This is a genomic window from Phytomonospora sp. NPDC050363 (assembly GCF_040655735.1).
Classification (GTDB): Bacteria; Actinomycetota; Actinomycetes; order Mycobacteriales; family Micromonosporaceae; genus Phytomonospora.
The window spans coordinates 1-20,141 of the sequence record NZ_JBFAKK010000011.1 but is presented as its reverse complement, the minus strand read 5'-3'; the positions used below and the strand labels follow the sequence as shown (position 1 = coordinate 20,141).

Below are 20,141 nucleotides of genomic sequence, written 5' to 3'. Positions count from 1 at the left end.
ATGGGAAGGTGGGAGGATCACGCCATGCTCAACCGAAACGATCCCAAGGCCCTCCGCTGGCTTCTCGGCGCGCAGATAGCCTCCTTCCGCCACGACGCCGGGCTGTCGCTCGCCCAGCTCCGAGAGCTCACCGGCGTGAGCCGAGCGAAGCTCGGCACCATGGAGACCGGCAGGTTCGGACAGAACGCGGACGACGTCGCGCTCATCCTCGAAGCCTGCGGCGCACCCAAGGACGACATCACCCGGCTGTCCACGATGGCCCGGCGCATCGGCGGCCGGAGCTGGTGGGCGAAGTATGCCGACGTGCTGCCGGATTGGTTTACGCTGTACGCCGGGCTCGAAGGGCTCGCGGAATCGCTGTTCACGATGGAACTGTGGGCGATGCCTGGCATCCTCCAGACCGAGGCATACGCCCGTGCGGTGACGGGCTCGACCTCGCTCGTTCGGCCCGATCACGTTGAGCGGTTCGCCCGCTTCCGAACCGAGCGTTCCGCACGGCTGACCGATGCCGCGAACCCACTCCGCCTGGACGTCGTCCTGGCCGAAACCGCTTTCCGAGTGCAGGTTGGTGGGCCGGACGTCATGGCGGCCCAGTTCGATCACGTCCTGGATCTCATCGACAGCGGCGGCGTCTCCGTCCAGATTCTTCTGCCAGAGGCAGGAGCCCGTCCGGTGGGAGCGGGTCAATTGACGCTGCTTCGCTTCGATGACGGCTTCGAAGCCGCCTATACAGAGTTGATCGATGGCGCGAGCTACGTCTCGGCACCGGCGAAGGCGCGGGCTTACCGATGGGCCGCAGACGAGATCCAGCGCGTAGCTTTGACTCCAGAGGAATCCCTCAAGCAGATCCGCGCCTGGCGAAAGCGGATGTAAGGAGTCGGACATGTTGCGCTGGAAGAAGTCGAGCCGCTCCGAGGGCAACGGAGCGTGCGTCGAGGTGGCCCACACCCCATCCCTCATGCACATCCGTGACACGAAGGACCGCACAGGACCCTGCCTCACGACCGACCACGCCACCTGGCAGGGCTTCATCGGCGGCCTCCGCGAGGGCTAATCTCGCCCAATGCCTAACGCCGCACCCCACCCGACGCCCCACCCCACGCACCCCTTGATCGACCCCGCCCTCGACCTCCTCACCAGCAACTACATCTTCCCGGACAAAGCCGCCACCCTCGCCGCCGACATCCGCGCCCGCCTCGCCGCCGGCGACTTCGCCGACCTCGACGACGCCACCCTCGGCGAAAAGATCACCGCCCTCTTCCACGAGCACACCGGCGACAAGCACCTCCGCCTGCGCCCCATCGCCAACCCCGGCGAGCAAACCCCCTCGGACGCCGAGGCCGAGGCGGCCTGGGAAGCCCACATGGGCCGCACCAACCACGGCATCGCCCAGGTCACGCGCCTGCCGGGCAACATCGGCCTCATCGCGCTGACCAACGTGACGACCGCTCCGGGCGCTTCCGCGATCGGCGCGGCGATGGCGCTCGTCGCCAACACCAACGCCCTGATCTTCGACAACCGGGAGAACCGCGGCGGCTCCCCCGACGGCGTCCAGATCTGGCACAGCCACCTGTTCCCCGACGCCGAGACCCACCTCAGCGACACCTACAACGGCTCGACCAGCGAGACCAAGCAGTACTGGACCCTGCCGACCGTCCCCGGCCCCCGCTACCTGGGCAAGCCGATCTGGAACCTGACCAGCGCCGCGACCTTCTCGGCCGGCGAGGAGTTCACCTACAACCTCAAGGCCCTGGGCCGCGCCACGACCATCGGGGAGACCACCCGGGGCGGCGCGCACCCGACGCAGTTCTTCGGGCTGACGCCGACCATGGAGATCACCATCCCCGTCGCGCGGTCGATCAACCCGGTCACCAAGACCAACTGGGAGGGCGTCGGCATCGCCCCCGACATCGCCGTCCCCGCCGAGCAGGCCTACGACCTGGCCTACAAGGCCGCGCTTGAGCACGTGCTGGCCTCCGGCCCGCACCCGGCGACCGCGACCGAAGCCAAGGAAGCCCTGGCGAAGCTCGCCTAGGCGCCGGAGCTCACCGAGGCCGCCGGCATGGCGAACTCCTTGTACCACTGCACCTTGTTACGGATGTACTTCTGCCGCTCGCGCATGCCCGCGATCTCCTCGGAGACGCGGGCATCGTGCTTCTCCAGCAACGCGACCCGCTCGTCCATGGTGTGGTCGCCCTCGCGGCACAGCTCGGCGAACCTGCGCATCTCCGCGATAGGCATACCCGTATTACGCAGGCACGACAACGTGCCGAGCCAGCCCAGGTCGTCGTCGGTGAAGCGCCGGTGGCCCGAGGAGGCCCGGTGCACCGAGTCGAGCAGTCCGATGCGCTCGTAGTACCGGAGGGTGTCGAGGCTGAAACCGGTCCGCTCGGCGGTCTCGGAAGGTGAGTAGTACTTCATGCGTCAAAGCATGCCACCATCACTTGACCTGGAGCACGCTCCAGGTTGCAGGCTGGCCACATGACCAAGGAACTCGCACTCGGCACCTGCTCTTTCGGCACCACCATCGACGAGGAGCGCTGCTTCGCGATCTTCGACGAGTTCGCCGACAAGGGCGGCCGGATCATCGACACCGCCGACAGCTACTCCTGGTGGGACGAGGGCGCCAAGGGCGGGGAGGCCGAGGAGGTCCTCGGCCGGTGGCTGGCCCGGCGCGGTCGCGGTGGCCTGACGATCGCCACGAAGCTCGGCGGGCAGCCGACCGGCCCCGGCGAGTGGCCCGACAACACCGAGGGCCTGTCGGCCAAGGCGATCCGCGAGGCCGTCGACGGCAGCCTGCGCCGCCTGGGCGTCGACCACGTCGACGTCCTCTACGCGCACATCGAGGACCGCCGAGTCGGCCTCGACGAGACGATGGAGGCCCTGCACGGGCAGGTGACCGCGGGCAAGGTCGGCCGCCTGGGCGTCAGCAACCACGCCGTCTGGCGCGTCGAGCGGGCCCAGAACCTGGCCGCCGCCAACGGCTGGACCCCCTACAGCTGGCTCCAGTACCGCCACTCCTACCTCCAGCCCCGGCCCGACGCGGCCCTGGACCAGAGCGGCCACCGCGTCGCCCAGCCCGACCTGCTCGACTACGTCCGCAGCGAGCCCGGCCTGACGCTGTTCGCGTACACGTCGATGATCTTCGGCGCCTACGGCGGCCGCCCGCTCCCCGAGGCCTACGACCACTCCGGGACGACCGCCAAGCTCGCCGTCCTCGGCGAGGTCGCCGCCGAGCTGGAGTCGACGACGAGCCAGGTCGTCCTCGCGTGGCTCATGGGCGACGGGATCGTCCCGGTCATCGGGTCGAGCCGCCTGGAGACACTGCGGGAGAACCTGTCGGCCCGCGACGTCGAGCTCAGCGCCGACCAGCGCGCCCGCCTGAACGCGGCCGGCTAGGACTTCCTGAGCCCGGGCGCGAGCAGCCCCGCCAGCAGCGGCGGGACCGCCGCGACCGCGAGCGCGCCGCCGAGCCCGAGGGGTTCGGCGAGCGCTCCGGCCAGCGCCGAGCCGGCCGCGCCGCCGACGAAGAAGCACAGGTTGAGCAGGCCCATCGCGGCTCCGCGCCGCCTGGGTTCGACGGCGGCGGAGACGCGGCCGGTGGCGACGACCTGGGTCGTGGCGAAGCCGGTGGTCGCCAGGGAGGCGCCGACGACCAGTCCCCACGGGCCGCCGCCGACGAGTCCGGCGGCGGCTCCGGTGACGGCCGCGGCGATGGCGACGGCGGCGAGGACGGCCGGTCGGGCGGCGACCCGGGAGACGACCGCGCCGAGCACCGCGCCGGGCAGCAGGGCCGCGCCGACGGCGAGGACGCCCCAGTGGTGCTCGCGGGCGAGGAGCTGGGGGACGGCGTACATCGTCGCGAAGAGTCCTGCGTAGACGCCCGCGCCGACGGCGGCGGCGCGCAGGAAGCGGGGGTCGGTGACGACGTCGCGGGGGACGAAGCCGTCGGGGCGGGTCGCGATCCGGCGCCAGAGGGCGATCGCCCCGGCGGCGACAGCGAGTGCGCAGGCCAGGGTGACCGCGAGCGGCAGCCGGAGGGTGCGGGCCTGGATGAGGACGAGGCCGGCGGTGGCGGTCGCGGCGAGCAGAAGTGCGCCGAGGACGTCGACGCCCTGGCGTGCCCCGTGCGCGCGGGCGAGCGGGAGGCAGAGCGGGACGGCGAGGATCGACAGGACGGGCAGGACGAGCGCGACCCGCCAGGACAGGACGTCGGTGACGACTCCGCCGGCGAAGGTCGCCGCGGCCGCGAAGACCGCGATCACGGCGCCGAAGACGGCCAGCACGCGCGGGCGGCGCTCGGGGTCGGTCGCGGCTCCCAGGGCGAGCCCGCCGGCCGCCAAGGCGCCTGAACCGAGGGCGAGCAGCGCCCGGCCGGCGACGAGGCTGCCGAGGCCGGGCGCGAAGAGGCACACGACCGTCCCGGCGGCCGTGATCGCGCTTCCCGACCACAGGACCGCGCGGACGCCGACGGCGTCGGCGAGGCGGCCGAACAACGCGGTGCCGACGCCCAGCGCGAGGGCGTGGACGGTGAGCACCCAGGTCGCGGCGGCGGGGTCGGCGCGCAGGCCGGCGATCACGGCGGGGAGGGCGACCCCGGCGGCGGTCACGCCGAACACGGCGGGGCCGAACAGGGCGCCGAGGCGCAGGCCGGGGGCGGTGACGGTGTCGCCGCCGGTGAGGGTTCGGGGCATGAAGGGCTCCTCGGGTCGGGTGTGGATCTCGACCCTCCGCCGGGGTGGTGCGGGCGGGTATCCCTCGCCTGAGGGCTTCCCGCGACCCGAAACCCCTCAAACGCGGGGTAGGCGATCCCCCTCCCCCGCCGCAGGCTCGAAGTCCACCGACACCAGGGAGCAGCCATGCGAGCAGTCGTCGTCCGCGAGCCGGGAAATCCGGGGGTCCTCGCCGTCACGGAGCGGCCGGAGCCGGTCGCGGGGCCCGGTGAGGCGATCGTCGAGGTGGCCGCCGCCGGGGTCAACTACATCGACGTCGCCCACCGCGCGGGCTCGATCCCGGTGCCGCCGCCGTTCGTGCCGGGGGTGGAGGGCGCGGGGACGCTGACGGCGGCCGTCGGGGATCTGCCGGCGGGCGCGCGGGTCGCGTGGGCCATGCCCCGGGGCCTCAACGAGGGGGCGGGAGGCTACGCGGAGCGTGTCGCGGTCCCGGCCGACCGGCTCGTGCCGGTGCCCGATGGGATCGACCTCGAAACGGCCGCGGCGGTGCTGATGCACGGCCTGACCGCGCACTACCTGACGCACTCGGTGTACGCCGTACGGCCGGGCGACACCGTCGTCGTCCACGCCGCCGCCGGCGGGCTGGGGCTGACGCTCACGCAGGTGGCGCGGATCCGGGGCGCGCGGGTGGTCGGGACGACCTCGTCGCCGGAGAAGGCCGAGATCGCCGAGAAGGCAGGGGCGGAGGTCGTCGGGTACGGCGACTTCGCCGAGGAGGCCCGTCGCCGCACGGACGGGGTGGGGGTCGCCGCCGTCTACGACGGGGTCGGTGCCGCCACCTTCGACGGAGGGCTGGCCGCGCTGCGCCGTCGGGGGACCTATGTCCTGCTCGGCACGCCCAGCGGTCCCGTCACCGGTTTCGACCCGGCGCGGCTGCTGACGGGCGGCTCGCTCGTGCTCACCCGGCCCGGGATCATCGACTTCATCGCCGAGCGCGAGGAACTCCTCGCCCGCGCCGACGACGTGTTCGGCTGGGTCGCCGACGGCTCGCTCGACGTCCACGTCGGCGCACGCTACGACCTTGATCACGCCGCCGAGGCGCACCTTTCCATCGAGGAGCGGCGCAGTATTGGAAAGGCACTGCTCATCCCATGACGGGAGGTCCCATGGGCACCGCTCTCGACCTGTTCGCGCAGGCCTCGCACCGGCTGCGCCGCAAGGTGCCCTTCGACGCCGCCGTGTGGCGCGCGGTCGACCCCTTCACGGGCCTGCCGACCGCGCCGATCCTCGGCGAGCACGTGACCGCCGAGGGCTGCGCGGCCTACTGGGACGTCGAGCTGGGCGGGGAGACGGTCAATGCCTTCGCCGACCTCGCGCGGGCCGCCACGCCCGCGGCGGGCCTGCGCGAAAGCACCGGCGGCCTGCCCGCCCGCAGCGCGCTGTACCGGGACTTCATGCGCCCTCGCGGCCTCGACGACGAGATGCGGGCGGTTCTGCGCGTCGACGGGCTCCCGTGGGGGCAGATCAGCCTGTTCCGGCACCGTGGCGAGGCGCCGTTCACCGAGGCGGAGACGCGGCTGGTCGCCGAGCTCTCGGGGCCGCTGGCGAAGCGGCTGCGGGCCTTCGCGACGCCCTCGGCCGACACGCACGCCGCCGGCGGCCCGGGGCTGCTGCTGTTCGACCGCGAGGGGCGGCTGCTGTCGGTCAACGACGAGGCCCGCCGCCACCTGGACGACATGCCGCCGGGTCCTGCCGCCGACACCCCCTGGGGTGTGCGGATCCCCGCGTGGGTGCACAGCACGGCCGCGCGGGCGAAGGCGGTCACGGAGGGGCGTGCCGAGGGCGGCGCGCGCATCCGGATCCGGGGCCGGTCGGGGCGGTGGATGGTGTGCCACGCGAGCTGCCTGCGCGGACCCGACGGCCGTGTGGCGCAGACGGCGGTGGTCGTGGAGGACGCCCCGGCCTCGGAGGTCGCGCCGCTGATCGTGCGCGCCTACGGCCTCACCGCGCGGGAGCTGGAGATCACCGAGCACCTGTCCCGGGGCCTGGGCACCGGCGAGATCGCGGCGGCCCTGTTCATCTCCCCGCACACCGTCCGCGACCACGTCAAGGCCGTGTTCGGCAAGCTCGGCGTGTCGAGCCGCCGCGAACTCGTGGCGACCCTGTTCACCGAGCACTACGCCCCGCTGGGCGAGTCGGGGACCGTGCGGACGGTCTAGGCCGTGTCCGGGTGATCACTGCGGGGCTGCGGCGGACTCGCACCCACAAGATCACCAGGACACGCCTAGGGCCGCTCTTTCGCGGCCAGTGCTTCCAGCAGGGCGTGGGCGGTGGCGTCGGCGGAGCGCATGTTCTGTCCGGTGATGACCTGACCGTCGACGACGACGTGCGAGGTGAACTCGCCGGCTTCGACGAAGGTGCCGCCGAGCTCGGCGAGCCGGTCCTGGAGGAGGAAGGGAACGGCCCGGTCCCGGCCGAGGAGGAGCTCCTCCTTGTTGGTCAGGCCCGTCACCCGGCGGCCCTTGAGGACGCCGCGGTCACCGCACAGCGCGGCGACACCGTGGCAGACGGCCGCCGCGTACCCGCCGGAGTCGAGCACGGAGGCGATCAGATAGTCGATCACCGGGTCGGCCGGGAAGTCCCACATTCCGCCGTGCCCACCGGCGAAGTACACCCCGTCGAACTCACGCTCGGCGGCCTCCGGGAGGGGCAGAGAAGACTCGAACAGCTCCACGGCGGCGGGGTCGTCGAGGTATCGCGTGAGCGATTCCGTTTCGACTCCCTCGCCGAAGGTCAGCGGGTCGACCGGGGGCCGCCCGCCGAGCGGTGAGGCGATGGAGACGGTCGCTCCCGCGTCGGCCAGCGCGTAGAGCGCCGCCGACACGGTCTGGAGGCCCACGCCGGTGGATCCCGCGTCACCGAGCCGATCGTGCGAGGTCACCACCACCAACACGTCCGGCACGAGGCAACCTCCACTACCAAGTTCACCCGAGCACAGCCCGCGACCGAAGCCGCTCCAGCCGAGACCCCGCACCGACTCTGCCGCGTACGGCGGGGCGGCCGCCAAAGCCGTCCGGCGACCACGACGAGCTGTACCCGACGAGACGGCGACGGCTGCGGAGCGCCACGCCCAGAGGCAAGCGCGCGAAGCGCGTCCGCGGCGCAGCCGCTAGGAGATACCGGCCTTCTTCATGTCCCGCTTCAGGTCTTGCGGCAGTGAGAAGACGAGCTTCTCTTCGGCGGAGTCGATCTCGGTGACGTCGCCGTACCCTCGCTCCGCGAGGTACTTGAGCACGTCCTGCACGAGTTCGTCGGGTACCGAGGCGCCCGAGGTGACGCCGACGGTGTCGACGCCGTTGAGCCAGGTCTCGTCGATCTCGTGGGCGAAGTCGACGAGGTAGGACGCGTCGGCGCCGGCGCCGAGGGCGACTTCGACGAGCCGGACGGAGTTGGAGGAGTTGCGGGAGCCGACGACGATGACCAGGCCGCACTCGCCGGCCATGTCCTTGACGGCGAGCTGGCGGTTCTGGGTGGCGTAGCAGATGTCGTCACTGGGGGGCGCCTGGAGCAGTGGGAGCTTGGCGCGCAGCCGCTCGACGGTCTCCATGGTCTCGTCGACGGACAGGGTCGTCTGGGAGAGCCACACGACCTTCTCGGGGTCGCGGACCTTGACGTTGGCGACGTCGTCGGGGCCGTCGACGAGCTGGATGTGCTCGGGGGCCTCGCCGGAGGTGCCGATGACCTCTTCGTGGCCTTCGTGGCCGATGAGGAGGATGTCGTAGTCGTCGGCGGCGTAGCGCCGGGCCTCGTTGTGGACCTTGGTGACCAGGGGGCAGGTCGCGTCGATGGCGCGGAGGTTGCGGGCCTTGGCCTCGTCGTGGACGACGGGGGCGACGCCGTGGGCGGAGAAGATGACGGTCGCGCCGAGCGGCACCTCCTCGTTCTCTTCGACGAAGACGGCGCCTTTGGCCTCCAGCGTGGAGACGACGTGCTTGTTGTGCACGATCTCCTTGCGCACGTAGATCGGCGGTCCGTACACCTCCAGCGCCTTCTCCACCGTCACGACGGCACGGTCGACACCCGCGCAGTAACCGCGCGGCTTGGCCAGGAGGACGCGTTTGGTTGACACGCCTGCCATGGTACGCAGCCGACCGCAAAGGCGGATCAAGTACGTGCGTCCCCTCACATGAGGCGCATGTCGTCTTTGTTCAAGACTCGGGACCGGCCGGCTCCTAGATTGGGGGCATGAGCGACGACGAGAAGACCTTTGAACTGCTGAAACTCGCCGGGCAGGCCGCTGGCCGCGTTGTCGGGCAGGTCGGTGAGGACGACCTGGACCGGCCGACGCCGAGCGCGGACTGGTCGGGCCGAGAGCTCGCCAACCACTTCGTGTTGTGGACGGCGTACGCGCTGGAGAAGCGCGGGCTGCGGGAGGACATGGGCGAGGATCTGACCTCGCGCGACTTCGTGGCCGAGCCTGGCTGGCAGGCCGCTTACGACGAGCAGCTGGAGCGAGCGCTGGCGGTCTGGTCGGACCCGGCGGTGTTCGAAGGCGAGATCGGGTCGGGCGACGGCGCGATGGCCGCGCGGGATACCGCCGTGATGCTGCTGATGGAGTTCGTCCTGCACGGCTGGGACCTCGCCAAGGCCACCGGCGGCGAGTACGTCGCCGATCCGGCGCTGGGCGAGGGCGTGCTGCCGCACGTCGAGAAGTGGGCGCAGATGTACCGGGACTACGAGGGCTTCGCCGCGCCCGTCGAGGTGCCGGCCGACGCGAGTGCCCTCGACCGGGCGCTGGCGCTGTCGGGACGCGACCCGAACTGGACTCCGTGACACCTTTGGCGCGATTCGGGCTGTCGGTGCCCTCCCGTACGCTGACCGGGTGACCGAGACCCAGCAGGAACGGGAGGGCGCCGTCAAGGCGCCGAGCCCCGAGGCCCCGTGGCCCGTCCGGGTCGTGAGCCAGAAGATCGGCGAGTGGGTCGGGCGGCTGGGCTGGGTGTGGGCCGAGGGCGAGATCGCCCAGATCACCAAGCGCCCGGGCAGTCCCCTGGTGTTCATCACCTTGCGGGACATGTCGGCCGACATCAGTGTGACGCTGACGGTCCCGCGCCGCTTCGTGGAGGCCGCCGAGCCGCCGCTGGTGCAGGGCGGGCGTGTGATCGTGCACGGCAAGCCGCAGTGGTACGCCGGGCGGGGGACCCTGTCGCTGGGCGTCGACGACATCCGCGCCGTCGGGCTCGGTGAACTCCTGGCGCGGCTCCAGCGGCTCAAGAAGATGCTGGCCGCCGAGGGCCTCTTCGACCCGGCCCGCAAGCGCCCGCTGCCTTTCCTGCCGCGCCGGATCGGGCTGATCACCGGCCGAGCGAGCGCCGCGGAGAAGGACGTGCTGGAGAACGCGCGGCTGCGCTTCCCGGCCGCGGACTTCCGCGTGATCAACGTGCCCGTGCAGGGCGCCTCGGCGGTGCCGGCCGTTCTGGACGCACTGGCGTCGATGGAGGCCGACCCCGACATCGAGGTCATCGTCCTGGCCCGTGGCGGCGGGAGCGTCGAGGACCTGCTGCCGTGGTCGGACGAGGCCCTGTGCCGGGCGGTGTTCGCCTGCAAAACGCCGATCGTGGCGGCCATCGGCCACGAGACGGACAACCCGCTGGTCGACTACGTCGCCGACGTGCGCGCCTCGACCCCCACCGACGCCGCCAAGCGCGTCGTCCCGGACTTCTCCGAGGAGCTGCGCGCGCTGAGCATGGCCCGCCGCCGCCTCGACCTGGCCATGAACGGTCTCCTCGACCGTGAGCAGCACCGCCTCGACGCCGTGCGGTCGCGGCCCTGCCTGGCGCAGCCGGCGAGCATCGTCGACGGCCGTCAGTCCGAAGTGGACGAGTCGCTGCGCCGGGCCCGGCATGCTTTGTCGGGCCGGATCGCCTCGGCCGTCGACTCGCTCAGCCATGTACGCGCCCGGCTGCGCGCGCTGTCGCCGCAGGCCACTTTGGACCGCGGCTACGCCATCGTCCAGCAGGCCGACGGCTCGGTGCTGCGCGCCGCCGCCGAGGCGAACGCCGGCGACGTCCTGCGCGTCCGCCTCGCCGAGGGCGAGATCCACGCGACTGTCAAGGAGTGAACGCGATGTCCGAAGAGAGCCTGAGCTACGAGCAGGCCCGCGCCGAACTGGTGTCGGTGGTGGAGAAGCTGGAGACCGGCGGGGCGACGCTTGAGGAGTCACTGGCGCTGTGGGAGCGCGGTGAGAAGCTCGCCGACACCTGCCAGGCCTGGCTCGACGGTGCCCGGGAGCGCCTGGAGAAGGCGCGCGCGGCGGGCGCCGAGTAGCGGCGTGACTCCGGCGGGGATGTCTGGGAGCATCCGGGCATGCCCGTTCCCGAGCTCCGGCCTTTGCGAAGGCCGCCCTGGGGTCTGCTGATCACCGGTGGCGTCCTCACCCTCCTCGCGGTCGCGGTGGGGGTGATCAGCTGGCTGCATTCCCTGGCGGGCAACGATCCCCTGCTGCGCATGGACGCCGTGCGGACCGGTTTCACGGTCGCCTTCGGCGCCGGCGGCCTGATCACCTTGGCGCTGATCGCCCGCCGGCAGTGGTTGCAGGAGCGCGATCAGCGACACCGTGAGGAGGTCGCGGCCGGTGTCGAGTTCGACGCCACCGAGCGCCGGATCACCGACCTGTACGTCAAGGCCGTCGACCAGCTCGGCAGCGAGTCGGCCGCCGTCCGGCTCGGTGGCCTCTACGCGCTGGAGCGCCTGGGGATCAGCCATCCGGCGCACCGGCAGGTCGTGGTCAACGTGATCTGCGCCTACCTGCGGATGCCCTACCAGCGCGAGGATCCGCCCTCGCCCGAGCACCAGGTGCGGATCGCCGCGCAACGCATGCTCACCGAGCGGTTCCGCGATCCGCGTCCCCACGAAGTGCGCGATCGCACCACGCCCGAGGCGACGCCGGAGTTCTGGCCGGGCATGATCGCCGACCTCAGCGGCGCCGAGCTCGACGACCTCGACCTGCGCAACTGCCATCTCCTGCGGTTGCGGTGCAACGCGACGCGGTTTCGCGCGCGGGCCATGTTCGGGGACCTGACGGTGATACGTACGGCGTTCTTCCACGAGTCGCGCTTCGACGGGCCCGCCCAGTTCCCGGGGGCGCACTTCGGTGGCGCGGCCGTCTTCGACGACGTCGAGTTCGCCGGTCCGGCCGACTTCGGCGGCGCGGTCTTCGCGTCGCTGGGCTCCTTCGACCGGGCGGTTATCGCCGGTGAGCTCGACTTCACCGGCGCCGAGGTGCGACAGCCTTCCGCCCGGCACGCGTGGCCGCCCGGCTGGGGCATCGGCGACGAGGTCGACGGCGTCGCCCGCCTCGTGCCGAATTCGGCGGAGCGGGACCGAGCGTCGCACGTCGAGGGCATGCTGACCCCATGAGCGAATTCGCGGACAGCTATGTCACCGAGTCGGATCCACTCGCCGCTCACGCGCGGCTGGTGGACACCGTGGGCGCCCTCGTGCATTCGGCGACGCCGGAACAGTTGGACGACCCGACCCCGTGCGGCGACTGGACCGTGCGGCAGGTCATCGCCCACCTCACCGACACCAACGACGAGTACGCCACTCTCGCCGCCACGGGTGATATGCCGACGGAGCACCCCACCTACGGGGACCCGGTCGCGGCCTTCGACGGGCACGCCGAACGCGCCCGCGAGGCCTTCGCCGCTCACGGCTACCTGGAGACGGTGAAGCCGACGCCGATCGGCCCGCAGCCGGGGAAGGTGACGGTCCAGCACGTCGTGAACGAGATGCTGGTCCACGGGTGGGATCTGGCACGCGGCCTGGGCGTTTCGAGCGACATCGAGCCCGGCATCGCGGCGAACGCGCTGGCCAGCTGGAAGGCCTTCTTCGCGGGCTATCCGCGGTCGATGATGGGCGCGAACTTCGGCGAGGAGCAGCCGGCGCCCGACGGCGCCTCGAACGCCGACAAGGTCGCCGCCTACCTGGGCCGCAAGGTCACCTGAACCCAGGGCACCGGGGATCAGGCCGCCGACAACCGAGGCCGGGCACCCGCCAGTTCAGGCGTAACCCCACCCCGGGCACCCGGCACCGGAGGAGGTGCCGCAGCCCGATCCCCTACCCCTCAGGAGGTTTCGTCAGCCTCCGACCAATAAACACAGCCTCGACGGGGCACAGTTCGGCCGCGTCCAGTACCTCCTGGTCGGGTGGCGTGTGGTGGTTGACGGGGTGGGATCGGCCGTCGATGAGCTGGAAGGCGTGGGGGGCGATGCCGGTGCACATCGCCGAGCCGATGCATCGCCCGCCGTCGACTTCCACGGTCCACTGTGGCGTGTCGGCCATGTCACCACCGGACCGGCAGGGATTGGAGTACGCGCAGGATCGTCCCGGGTGTCATCTGCAGCTCCTGTGGGGCCATGGCGGTGGTGAGGGCGGGGTATTCGGCGAACAGCGCGGTGATGGCCACGCGCATCTCGGTTCTGGCGAGTTGGGCGCCGAGGCAGTGGTGCAGGCCGGTGCCGAAGGCGAGGTGGGGTCGGCGGGGCCGGTTGAGGTCGATGCGGGCGGGTTCGGGGTAGATCTCGTCGTCGAGGTTGGCCGAGGCGGCGGCGGGGATGACGGCGTCGCCGGCGCGGATGGTGATGCCGCCGATGACGACGTCTTCGAGGGCGACTCGGGGCAGTGCGCCGCCCAGGCCGCTGATGCTCTGGACGCGCATGAGTTCGTCGATCAGTGCTCCGGTGTGCTCACCGCCGACGAGGGCGCGGGCGTCGTCGTCGGTGAGGAGCACGGCGATGGCGGTGCTGAGCTGGGAGCCCGTGGTCTCGTTGCCGGCCAGGAGAAGTAGCACGCACAGGGCGATCATCTCCTCCTCGTCGAGGCGTTCGTGCTCGTCTCGGGCGGCGATGAGGCCGCTGATGAGCGCCTCGTCGGGCCGGGCGCGTTTCTCGGCGATGAGGGCCCGGATGTAGCGGTCGAGGTTCTTGTAGGCCTCGTCGGCGACGGCGAGGCCTACTTCGTCGGGGCTGGACAGGGCGGTGCGGCTCCAGGCGCTGAAGTCGGCGCGGTCGGCGGGCGGCACGCCGAGGAGTTCGCAGATGACGAGGATCGGGAGCGGCACGCAGAAGTGGGCGACGAGGTCGACGGGCTGCTCCTGCTGGGCGAGGTCGTCGAGGAGGCCGCCGACGAGTTCCTCGATACGCGGCACGAGCCGGTCGACGCGGCGCTGGGTGAAGGCGGCGGCGACGAGACGGCGCAGGCGGGTGTGCTCGGGCGCGTCGAGACCGAGGAGGGAGCTGTCGGTGACCTTGGCCGACATGGTCGCGGTGACGCCGGGAGCGGTGGCGGCCTTGCGGGAGAAGCGCGGATCGACCATGACCTGGCGGACGTCGTCGTAGCGGGTCACGAGCCACGCCTGCCCTCCGTCGGGCAGTTGGACCTTGACGACCGGTTCGGCCTCGCGCAGGCGGGCGTACTCCGGCGGTGGTGCGTCGAGTCGATAGGCGGCGGCGAAGGGGAAGGCGAGGGGCGTTGTGGGATTCATGGGCTCCCTTTCCACTGGATCACCCGCATAGCTGTCCAAAGTGGACATTATCGCCGTGTCGCGACCGCTCGGCCCCCGTAGTCCTGAACGCGACAGATCATCGGCGCGAACGCGAAAGGGCCGCCGCGGCGGCCGACTGGTCCGCGTGGTCGCCTCCGCTGCCGTCGCCGGAATCGGTGACGACCAGACGCACGGTCCGGCGTGCGCCTCGGTGACGCCGTCCGCCACCCGTCCGTCGCGTGCACGTGCCCCAGCCCGGGCCCGAACCCCGCCACGTGGTCGGGCGAGCCGTGGTGCGGCTTGCTGGGCCGGAAGCGGCCGTCGCGGACGGCCACGTCGTGGCACCAGTCCCCCACCGGATACTCCGCCGACACACCGCTCACACCGTGCCGCGCAGCCAAGCCATCCCCTCGGCCCCGGAGGCGAACACCGCCGAGGCGTACCGCGGGCTTCGGCCGTGGAAGATCCACACTCGTGCGTCGTCATCGTCGTCCACCACCCCAGTCCGCCGGGAGCCCGGCACAGCCCTCACGATTCGGCCACAATGGTCCGATGACGCGCTGGCGCGCCCTCGCCTCCTCCCTGGTCGACGCACTCGCGGCCCGGGGCGTCGCGGTGGCGCCCGAGTGGCGCGCGGCCTTCCTCGCCGTCCCCCGCCATGTGTTCGTGCCGCGCTTCTTCGTCGACGCCGGTGGCGAACGCCTCGGCGGCGAGGTCGACGCGACCGCGCCGGGTAGGTTGCGGGAGGTCTACAGCGACGAACCGCTGGTGACGCGCCGGAGGCTGGTCGAGCGGCCGGGCGGCGGGCGCGAGTACGTCGCGACCAGCTCCTCGTCGCAGCCGACGGTCATCGCGATCATGCTCGACCTGCTCGACGTCGGCGACGGCATGCGGGTCCTGGAGGTCGGCACGGGAACTGGCTACAACGCCGGCCTGCTGTGCCATCGGCTCGGCGACGAGGCCGTCGTCTCGGTCGACCTGGACCCGGAGCTGGTCGCCGAGGCGCGCGAACGCCTCGCCGGCATCGGCCACCGGCCGCTGCTGGTCGCCGGCGACGGCACCGAGGGTGTCGCCGAGGGCGCGCCCTATGACCGCGTCGTCGTCACCTGCGCCGTCGACACCGTCCACCCCGCCTGGATCCGCCAGCTCGCGCCCGGGGGCCGGATCGTCGCGCCACTGGTCGAGGGCGGCGCCCTGATCGTCCTCGACAAGACCGCCCCCGACCGCGTCGAGGGCCGCGTCGACGCCGAATGCGTCTTCTTCATGCCCCTGCGGCCGTCCCTCGACAGCGACGACACCGAACGCCACATGTGGCGCCAGGCGGCCCCCGACCTGCCCGCCCGGCCCCCGGAACTGGCACCCGAGGCGATGGGCGACATCGATTTTCGGCTATGGCTCAGCCTCTCGATCGGCCACGTCGAGTACCTCTACGACCCCGACGCTCCCCCGGCGCCGACCGGACGGGCGGGCGAACCGCTCGACTCGGCGGCGCTGTCGAGGAGCTGGCGCGAATTCGTCGCCGCCGGCCGCCCGACGCGCACCCGCTACGGCGTCACGGCGACGACCGAGGGCGGCTGGATCTGGCTGGACGCACCGGATTCGCCGCACCGGTGGCCGCTGCCGCTCTAGGGTGTGTCCTGGTGATCTTGTGGGTGCGAGGCGAGGCTCGTTTTTCTTCTGGCAAGCCGTTCTTTCGCCCTGGTACCGGTGTTGTACCTGGGCGAAGGAACGGTGCCGCCAGGGGGAGAACGAGTCCGCCGCAGCCCCGCAGTGATCACCCGGACACGCCCTAGCCGAGCCGCTCGGCGATCACCTCCGCGACGCGGGGTAGGCCTGCCCTCCGGGCGATGGCCAGGGGGGTCTCCCCGCCCTGGTCTCCAAGCACCCGGGCGGCCGGGTCGGCCCCGGCGTCGAGGAGCATCCGAACGTGCCCCGTGCCGTTGAACGCCGCCGCGCGGTGCAGCGGTGTTCTCCCCCGCGCGTCGCGGACGTCGACGTCGCGGGCGGCGTCGAGGATCCGCGCGAAGGTGCTCTCCCGCAAGGCCGCACAGGCGGACCAATGCAGCGGGGTATTGCCGACGGCGTACTCCGAAAGTCCGTCTTCGAGACGGCAGGGGTCGGCCCCGGCGTCGAGGAGCACCAGCAAGGCGCTGTCGTCCCGCATCGAGATGGCCGCGTACAGCGGAGTCTCGACGCCGCCGACTGCGTCGCGGTCGGCGCCCGCCGCCAGCAGCGACCGCATGATCTCCGGCGCCTTCGGCCCCCTCTCATAGACGAACCGCAGCAGCGGCGTCATGCCGAACGCGCCGGGCGCGTTCGGATCGGCGCCCGCATCGAGCAGGACGCCGACGATCTCGGTGACGGCCGTACCCTCGCGCCACAGCGGGTTCCCAACGGCCCCGACGGCGGCGAGCAGCGGCGTGTCCGGAGGGTTCAGCTCGCGCCCGCCGACTCGCTCGCGGTCGGCGTAGGCGCTGAACCGCGTCACCGAGCCCGTGACCGGCGCGTCCACCTCGGCGCCCGCCGCGACCAGCCTGCGCACCACCTCCGGCGACCCGCTCGTGAAGGCGGCCAGGTGCAACGGCGTCAGCCCCTTCGGGTTCACCGGCCCCAATGCCGCTCCCGCCGCCAGCCCCGCCTCCACCGCGGCGAGATCTCCGGTCGCGCAGGCTCTCGCGAACAACGTCCTCGCCGACGGTCGCCCGGTCACCGCCCCGCACCGTCGAACAGCGCCACGACCTCGTCGTTGCCCAGCTCCCGCGCGATCTCCACCGGCGTCGTCGCCGTCAGGCCCCCGTGCACCACCTCGGGGTCCTCCAGCCGCGCGTGCGGGTCGGCACCCGCGTCGAGCAGCATCCGCGCTCCCTCCGGGCGCCTCAGCGCCACCGCGAAGTGCAGCGGCGTGACACCGCCTTCGGTGCGCACGTCGAGGTCGCTCGCCGCCCCCACCAGCAGGCTCAGCATCGACTCGCGCGCCCGGCGGACGGCGATGTGCAGCGGCGTCACACCGGTGACCCCGTAGATCTTCGAGGCGCTGGGGCGACACGGGTCGGCTCCGGCCGCCAGCATCCTCGCCACGACCCGCTCGCTGCCCGAGACGGCCTCACCCAGCAGGCTCTCCGCCGCGCCCTCGATCTCGGCTCCGGCGTCCATGAGCTGCTCGGCGACGTCGACGTACCGCTCCTCGCGCTCCCGGCACGCCCACGACAGCGGCACGGCGCCGTAGCGATTCGGCCTGTTCGGGTCGGCACCGGCGGCGAGCAGGAGCCGCACGATCTGCGGCGCGACCGGTGCCGCCTTGTTCGGCCAGTAGCCCAACCCTTCGAGCGCGGCGAACAACGGCGTGTTGCCACGCGCGAGGTCGCGGCCCATCAACCGGTCGTTGTCGGCGAAACTGTGCATCGAGACCACCGCGCGCGTCACCACCGCGTTGACGTCGGCGCCGGCCTCGATCAGCAGCGCGACCACCTCCGGCGACCCGCCCGTCAGGGCCGCCAGGTGCAGCGGCGTCACCCCCGCCGCGTTCACCGGCCCGACCGACGCACCTTCCGCCAGCGCCGTGCGCACCGCCTCGACATCCCCGGCCGCGCAGGAGCGCGCGAAGCCGTACTTCACCGCCGGTGGACGTTTCACCTTGATGCCGGCCAGGCGCTGCGACAACCGCTCCGCCCACGGCACCGGCTCGCCGCCCTCGTGGTCGACACGGTAGGTCGCCGGGTCGTCGCTGTCGGCGGCCTGCTCCAGGTCGACGAGGAGGTACCACTGCCCCTCGTCGTAGCCGACCGTGTACCACGCACGGTCCTCCCGGACGAGCCCTCGCTCGGTCTCGCACTCGGAGGGGAGCCGCACCTCCCAGGCGAACTCGTTCTTGGTCACCAGGACGTGCTTCGCGGGCCACTCGACGGCCAGCAGCGTCTGCACCGACGGTGGCACCGGGCGCGGGCCGACAGGCGTATCGACGACCAGCTCACGCGGGGAAAAGTCGTCGGGAAGGCGGCCCTTGAGCCGGGTGAGCTGCTTGAGCACCGCGCCGGAAAGGTGAGGGGATGAGATCATCCCCGGAGCCTAAATGTCCACTGTGGACGCCGCTGGGTGCCCCGGCCTCACTTCAGGGAGGTCGCCAGCTCCAGCAGCTCACCCTGGTCGGCGTCGCCGATCACGATGACCGTGCGCAGGTCGTCGGGCCACACCAGCGCCACGTTGCCGTCCCGCGTCAGGTACGACATCCACGCCTCGCCGCCGGCCTCGACGTTCCCTTCGAGCCTCGGCCCCTCACCGAGCTCGGCGGCCAGGAGCGTCGCCGACTCCGCGCTGCTCTCCACCAGCTGCACACCCGAACCGTCGGGCGTCTGGTAGGCCACGCGCAGGGTGACCGCGCCGTCCTGGCGGTTGACCGCCGCCTGTGTCGCCAGCCACTCCTCCGGCAGGCCCTGCGGGCGCACGACGGCCAGACCGGCGTCGGCGGCCTCCTGGTACTTCGGCGCCGGATCGATCGCGTTGACGTCGCTCCCGCCGAAGAGCAGGCGCCAGCCGCCCAGGATCAGGGCGATCGGCACGAGGATCACCGCTAGGGAGAGGATCATGTCCCTCGGACGGCGGGGTGCGGTATAGGTGCTCGACACAGCATCCATCCTCGCCTATGCCACAGCGCGTGACCCGACCGCCCCGTACGGATGCGGGCTCTGTCAGGATGCGGATAGATTCGACCCTCAGCGCCGAGGAGGTCCCATGTCCGACCGGAAGACCGAAGAGCTCGACCGCAACCTCGCCCTCGACCTGGTCAGGGTGACCGAGGCCGCCGCGATGGCCGCAGGCCGGTGGGTCGGCCGCGGAGACAAGGAAGGCGGGGACGGCGCCGCCGTCGACGCCATGCGCCTGCTGATCAACTCCGTGCCCATGCGCGGCACCGTCGTGATCGGCGAAGGTGAGAAGGACAACGCGCCGATGCTCTACAACGGCGAGGAGGTCGGCGACGGCTCCGGCGCCGCCGTGGACGTCGCCGTCGACCCCGTCGACGGAACGACCCTCATGGCCAAGGGCATGCCGAACGCCCTCGCCGTGCTCGCCGTCGCCGAACGCGGCGCGATGTTCGACCCCTCGGCGGTGTTCTACATGGAGAAACTCGCCGTCGGGCCCGAGGCCGCCGACGTGATCGACATCGAGGCGCCCGTCGAGGAGAACCTCCGGCGGATCGCCAAGGCCAAGCACAGCGAGATCACCGACGTGACCGTCTGCATCCTCGACCGGCCGCGCCACACCGGCCTGGTGCGCAAGGTCCGCCAGACCGGAGCGCGGATCCGCTTCATCTCCGACGGCGACGTCGCCGGCGCGATCAGCGCCGCCCGCGAAGGCAGCGAGACCGACGTGCTCATGGGCATCGGCGGGACCCCCGAGGGGATCATCGCCGCCGTCGCGCTCAAGTGCATGGGCGGGGCGATGCAGGCGAAGCTTTGGCCGCAGGACGAGGCCGAGCGCGAGAAGGCGCTGGCCGCCGGGCACGACCTCGACCGCGTACTCGGCACCGACGACCTTGTCAGCGGAGACAACATGTTCTTCTGCGCCACCGGCGTCACCTCCGGCGACCTCGTCAAAGGCGTGCGATACCGGCGCGGCGGGGCCTACACGCAGTCGATCGTGATGCGCTCCAAGTCCGGCACCACGCGCATCATCGACTCCTACCACCGGCTCGAAAAGCTCCGGCGCTACGCGGTCGTCGACTACGACGGCAACCTCCTCCCCGTCGAATAGACGCGAGAAAGGGCCCGCCGACAGTGTCGGCGGGCCCTTTCTGCGTGCCCGGAGGCACCGCGACCGCGGGAGGCGGTGCGCTGTTAGCTGGCGTAGGGGTTGATGGGGGTTCCGGGGACGGTGCCGGGGCCGTCGGCCACCGAAGCGTCGCCGTAGGTCACCTGGTCGAGGGAACC

At 72.0% G+C, this 20,141-nt stretch carries 22 protein-coding genes; 13 read left to right on the top strand and 9 right to left on the bottom strand.

The genetic code is table 11. The features are described 5' to 3' along the window. Positions 1–24 precede the first annotated feature (24 nt). From AB0I28_RS26865 to AB0I28_RS26855, 3 genes are read left to right on the top strand one after another with little or no spacing between them, the layout of a single operon-like run. Positions 25–873, top strand: a complete 849-nt coding sequence (locus AB0I28_RS26865; protein ID WP_357497836.1) for a helix-turn-helix transcriptional regulator — start codon at positions 25–27, stop codon at positions 871–873. 10 nt (positions 874–883) lie between these two features. Beyond that, on the top strand, positions 884–1,054 hold the full coding sequence (locus tag AB0I28_RS26860) for a DUF397 domain-containing protein (RefSeq protein WP_357497834.1): 171 nt from the start codon (positions 884–886) through the stop codon (positions 1,052–1,054). 9 nt (positions 1,055–1,063) lie between these two features. Next, complete coding sequence (locus AB0I28_RS26855) at positions 1,064–2,035, top strand: S41 family peptidase (RefSeq protein WP_357497832.1); 972 nt, start codon at positions 1,064–1,066, stop codon at positions 2,033–2,035. On the opposite strand, the gene AB0I28_RS26850 is transcribed toward AB0I28_RS26855, so the two are convergent. Beyond that, positions 2,032–2,421, bottom strand: coding sequence for a MerR family transcriptional regulator (locus AB0I28_RS26850; RefSeq protein WP_357497831.1), 390 nt, complete (start codon positions 2,419–2,421; stop codon positions 2,032–2,034). The genes AB0I28_RS26855 and AB0I28_RS26850 overlap by 4 nt on opposite strands. A 60-nt stretch (positions 2,422–2,481) precedes the next feature. Here AB0I28_RS26850 and AB0I28_RS26845 point away from each other — a divergent pair, with 60 nt between their 5' ends. Further along, positions 2,482–3,399 carry an aldo/keto reductase gene (locus AB0I28_RS26845; protein ID WP_357497830.1) on the top strand — a complete coding sequence of 306 codons (918 nt, stop codon included), beginning with the start codon at positions 2,482–2,484 and terminating at the stop codon, positions 3,397–3,399. Here the strand turns inward: AB0I28_RS26845 and AB0I28_RS26840 are convergent. Beyond that, a complete protein-coding gene (locus AB0I28_RS26840; protein ID WP_357497829.1) occupies positions 3,396–4,694 on the bottom strand; it encodes an MFS transporter in 1,299 nt (432 codons plus the stop codon). The two genes, AB0I28_RS26845 and AB0I28_RS26840, sit on opposite strands and share 4 nt — an antisense overlap. 165 nt (positions 4,695–4,859) lie before the next feature. On the opposite strand from AB0I28_RS26840, the gene AB0I28_RS26835 reads away from it, so the two are divergent. Together AB0I28_RS26835 and AB0I28_RS26830 are read left to right on the top strand one after the other, a co-directional pair. Further along, positions 4,860–5,828, top strand: coding sequence for a quinone oxidoreductase (locus tag AB0I28_RS26835; RefSeq protein WP_357497828.1), 969 nt, complete (start codon positions 4,860–4,862; stop codon positions 5,826–5,828). An 11-nt stretch (positions 5,829–5,839) separates the two neighbouring features. Beyond that, positions 5,840–6,892: a helix-turn-helix transcriptional regulator gene (locus tag AB0I28_RS26830; RefSeq protein WP_357497827.1), complete on the top strand. Its 1,053-nt coding sequence runs from the start codon at positions 5,840–5,842 to the stop codon at positions 6,890–6,892. 65 nt (positions 6,893–6,957) lie between these two features. On the opposite strand, the gene AB0I28_RS26825 is transcribed toward AB0I28_RS26830, so the two are convergent. Together AB0I28_RS26825 and AB0I28_RS26820 are read right to left on the bottom strand one after the other, a co-directional pair. Then, the gene (locus AB0I28_RS26825) at positions 6,958–7,635 is read right to left on the bottom strand and encodes a type 1 glutamine amidotransferase domain-containing protein (RefSeq protein ID WP_357497825.1); all 678 of its coding nucleotides are present in this window, start codon (positions 7,633–7,635) and stop codon (positions 6,958–6,960) included. A 207-nt stretch (positions 7,636–7,842) separates the two neighbouring features. After that, positions 7,843–8,811, bottom strand: a complete 969-nt coding sequence (locus AB0I28_RS26820) for a 4-hydroxy-3-methylbut-2-enyl diphosphate reductase (RefSeq protein WP_357497823.1) — start codon at positions 8,809–8,811, stop codon at positions 7,843–7,845. Between the two features lie 107 nt (positions 8,812–8,918). Between AB0I28_RS26820 and AB0I28_RS26815 the strand changes: the two genes are divergently transcribed. The 5 genes from AB0I28_RS26815 to AB0I28_RS26795 are packed head-to-tail and all read left to right on the top strand — an operon-like array spanning position 8,919 to position 12,679. Beyond that, positions 8,919–9,506: a TIGR03086 family metal-binding protein gene (locus AB0I28_RS26815; protein WP_357497822.1), complete on the top strand. Its 588-nt coding sequence runs from the start codon at positions 8,919–8,921 to the stop codon at positions 9,504–9,506. Between the two features lie 49 nt (positions 9,507–9,555). Beyond that, positions 9,556–10,794, top strand: a complete 1,239-nt coding sequence (gene xseA, locus AB0I28_RS26810; protein WP_357497820.1) for an exodeoxyribonuclease VII large subunit — start codon at positions 9,556–9,558, stop codon at positions 10,792–10,794. A gap of 5 nt (positions 10,795–10,799) precedes the next feature. Further along, positions 10,800–11,000: an exodeoxyribonuclease VII small subunit gene (locus AB0I28_RS26805; RefSeq protein ID WP_357497818.1), complete on the top strand. Its 201-nt coding sequence runs from the start codon at positions 10,800–10,802 to the stop codon at positions 10,998–11,000. 39 nt (positions 11,001–11,039) lie between these two features. Next, a complete protein-coding gene (locus AB0I28_RS26800) occupies positions 11,040–12,092 on the top strand; it encodes a pentapeptide repeat-containing protein (RefSeq protein ID WP_357497816.1) in 1,053 nt (350 codons plus the stop codon). Next, the gene (locus AB0I28_RS26795; RefSeq protein WP_357497814.1) at positions 12,089–12,679 is read left to right on the top strand and encodes a TIGR03086 family metal-binding protein; all 591 of its coding nucleotides are present in this window, start codon (positions 12,089–12,091) and stop codon (positions 12,677–12,679) included. The genes AB0I28_RS26800 and AB0I28_RS26795 overlap by 4 nt, the downstream gene beginning before the upstream one ends. 112 nt (positions 12,680–12,791) lie before the next feature. Here the strand turns inward: AB0I28_RS26795 and AB0I28_RS26790 are convergent, their stop codons facing one another. Then, positions 12,792–13,016 carry a ferredoxin gene (locus AB0I28_RS26790; RefSeq protein WP_357497812.1) on the bottom strand — a complete coding sequence of 75 codons (225 nt, stop codon included), beginning with the start codon at positions 13,014–13,016 and terminating at the stop codon, positions 12,792–12,794. Position 13,017: 1 nt separating this feature from the next. Next, positions 13,018–14,217, bottom strand: coding sequence for a cytochrome P450 (locus AB0I28_RS26785; RefSeq protein ID WP_357497810.1), 1,200 nt, complete (start codon positions 14,215–14,217; stop codon positions 13,018–13,020). Between the two features lie 552 nt (positions 14,218–14,769). On the opposite strand from AB0I28_RS26785, the gene AB0I28_RS26780 reads away from it, so the two are divergent. Further along, complete coding sequence (locus AB0I28_RS26780; protein WP_357497808.1) at positions 14,770–15,846, top strand: methyltransferase domain-containing protein; 1,077 nt, start codon at positions 14,770–14,772, stop codon at positions 15,844–15,846. 160 nt (positions 15,847–16,006) lie between these two features. Here the strand turns inward: AB0I28_RS26780 and AB0I28_RS26775 are convergent, their stop codons facing one another. From AB0I28_RS26775 to AB0I28_RS26765, 3 genes are read right to left on the bottom strand one after another with little or no spacing between them, the layout of a single operon-like run. Next, complete coding sequence (locus tag AB0I28_RS26775) at positions 16,007–16,927, bottom strand: ankyrin repeat domain-containing protein (protein ID WP_357497806.1); 921 nt, start codon at positions 16,925–16,927, stop codon at positions 16,007–16,009. Next, positions 16,924–18,273 (bottom strand): ankyrin repeat domain-containing protein, encoded by a 1,350-nt coding sequence (locus AB0I28_RS26770; protein ID WP_357497804.1) that lies wholly within the window; start codon positions 18,271–18,273, stop codon positions 16,924–16,926. The genes AB0I28_RS26775 and AB0I28_RS26770 overlap by 4 nt, the downstream gene beginning before the upstream one ends. Positions 18,274–18,320: 47 nt before the next feature. After that, the gene (locus AB0I28_RS26765) at positions 18,321–18,839 is read right to left on the bottom strand and encodes a DUF4245 domain-containing protein (protein ID WP_357497802.1); all 519 of its coding nucleotides are present in this window, start codon (positions 18,837–18,839) and stop codon (positions 18,321–18,323) included. 106 nt (positions 18,840–18,945) lie between these two features. Here AB0I28_RS26765 and glpX point away from each other — a divergent pair, with 106 nt between their 5' ends. Further along, positions 18,946–19,965, top strand: coding sequence for a class II fructose-bisphosphatase (gene glpX, locus AB0I28_RS26760; RefSeq protein ID WP_357497800.1), 1,020 nt, complete (start codon positions 18,946–18,948; stop codon positions 19,963–19,965). Positions 19,966–20,141 lie beyond the last annotated feature (176 nt).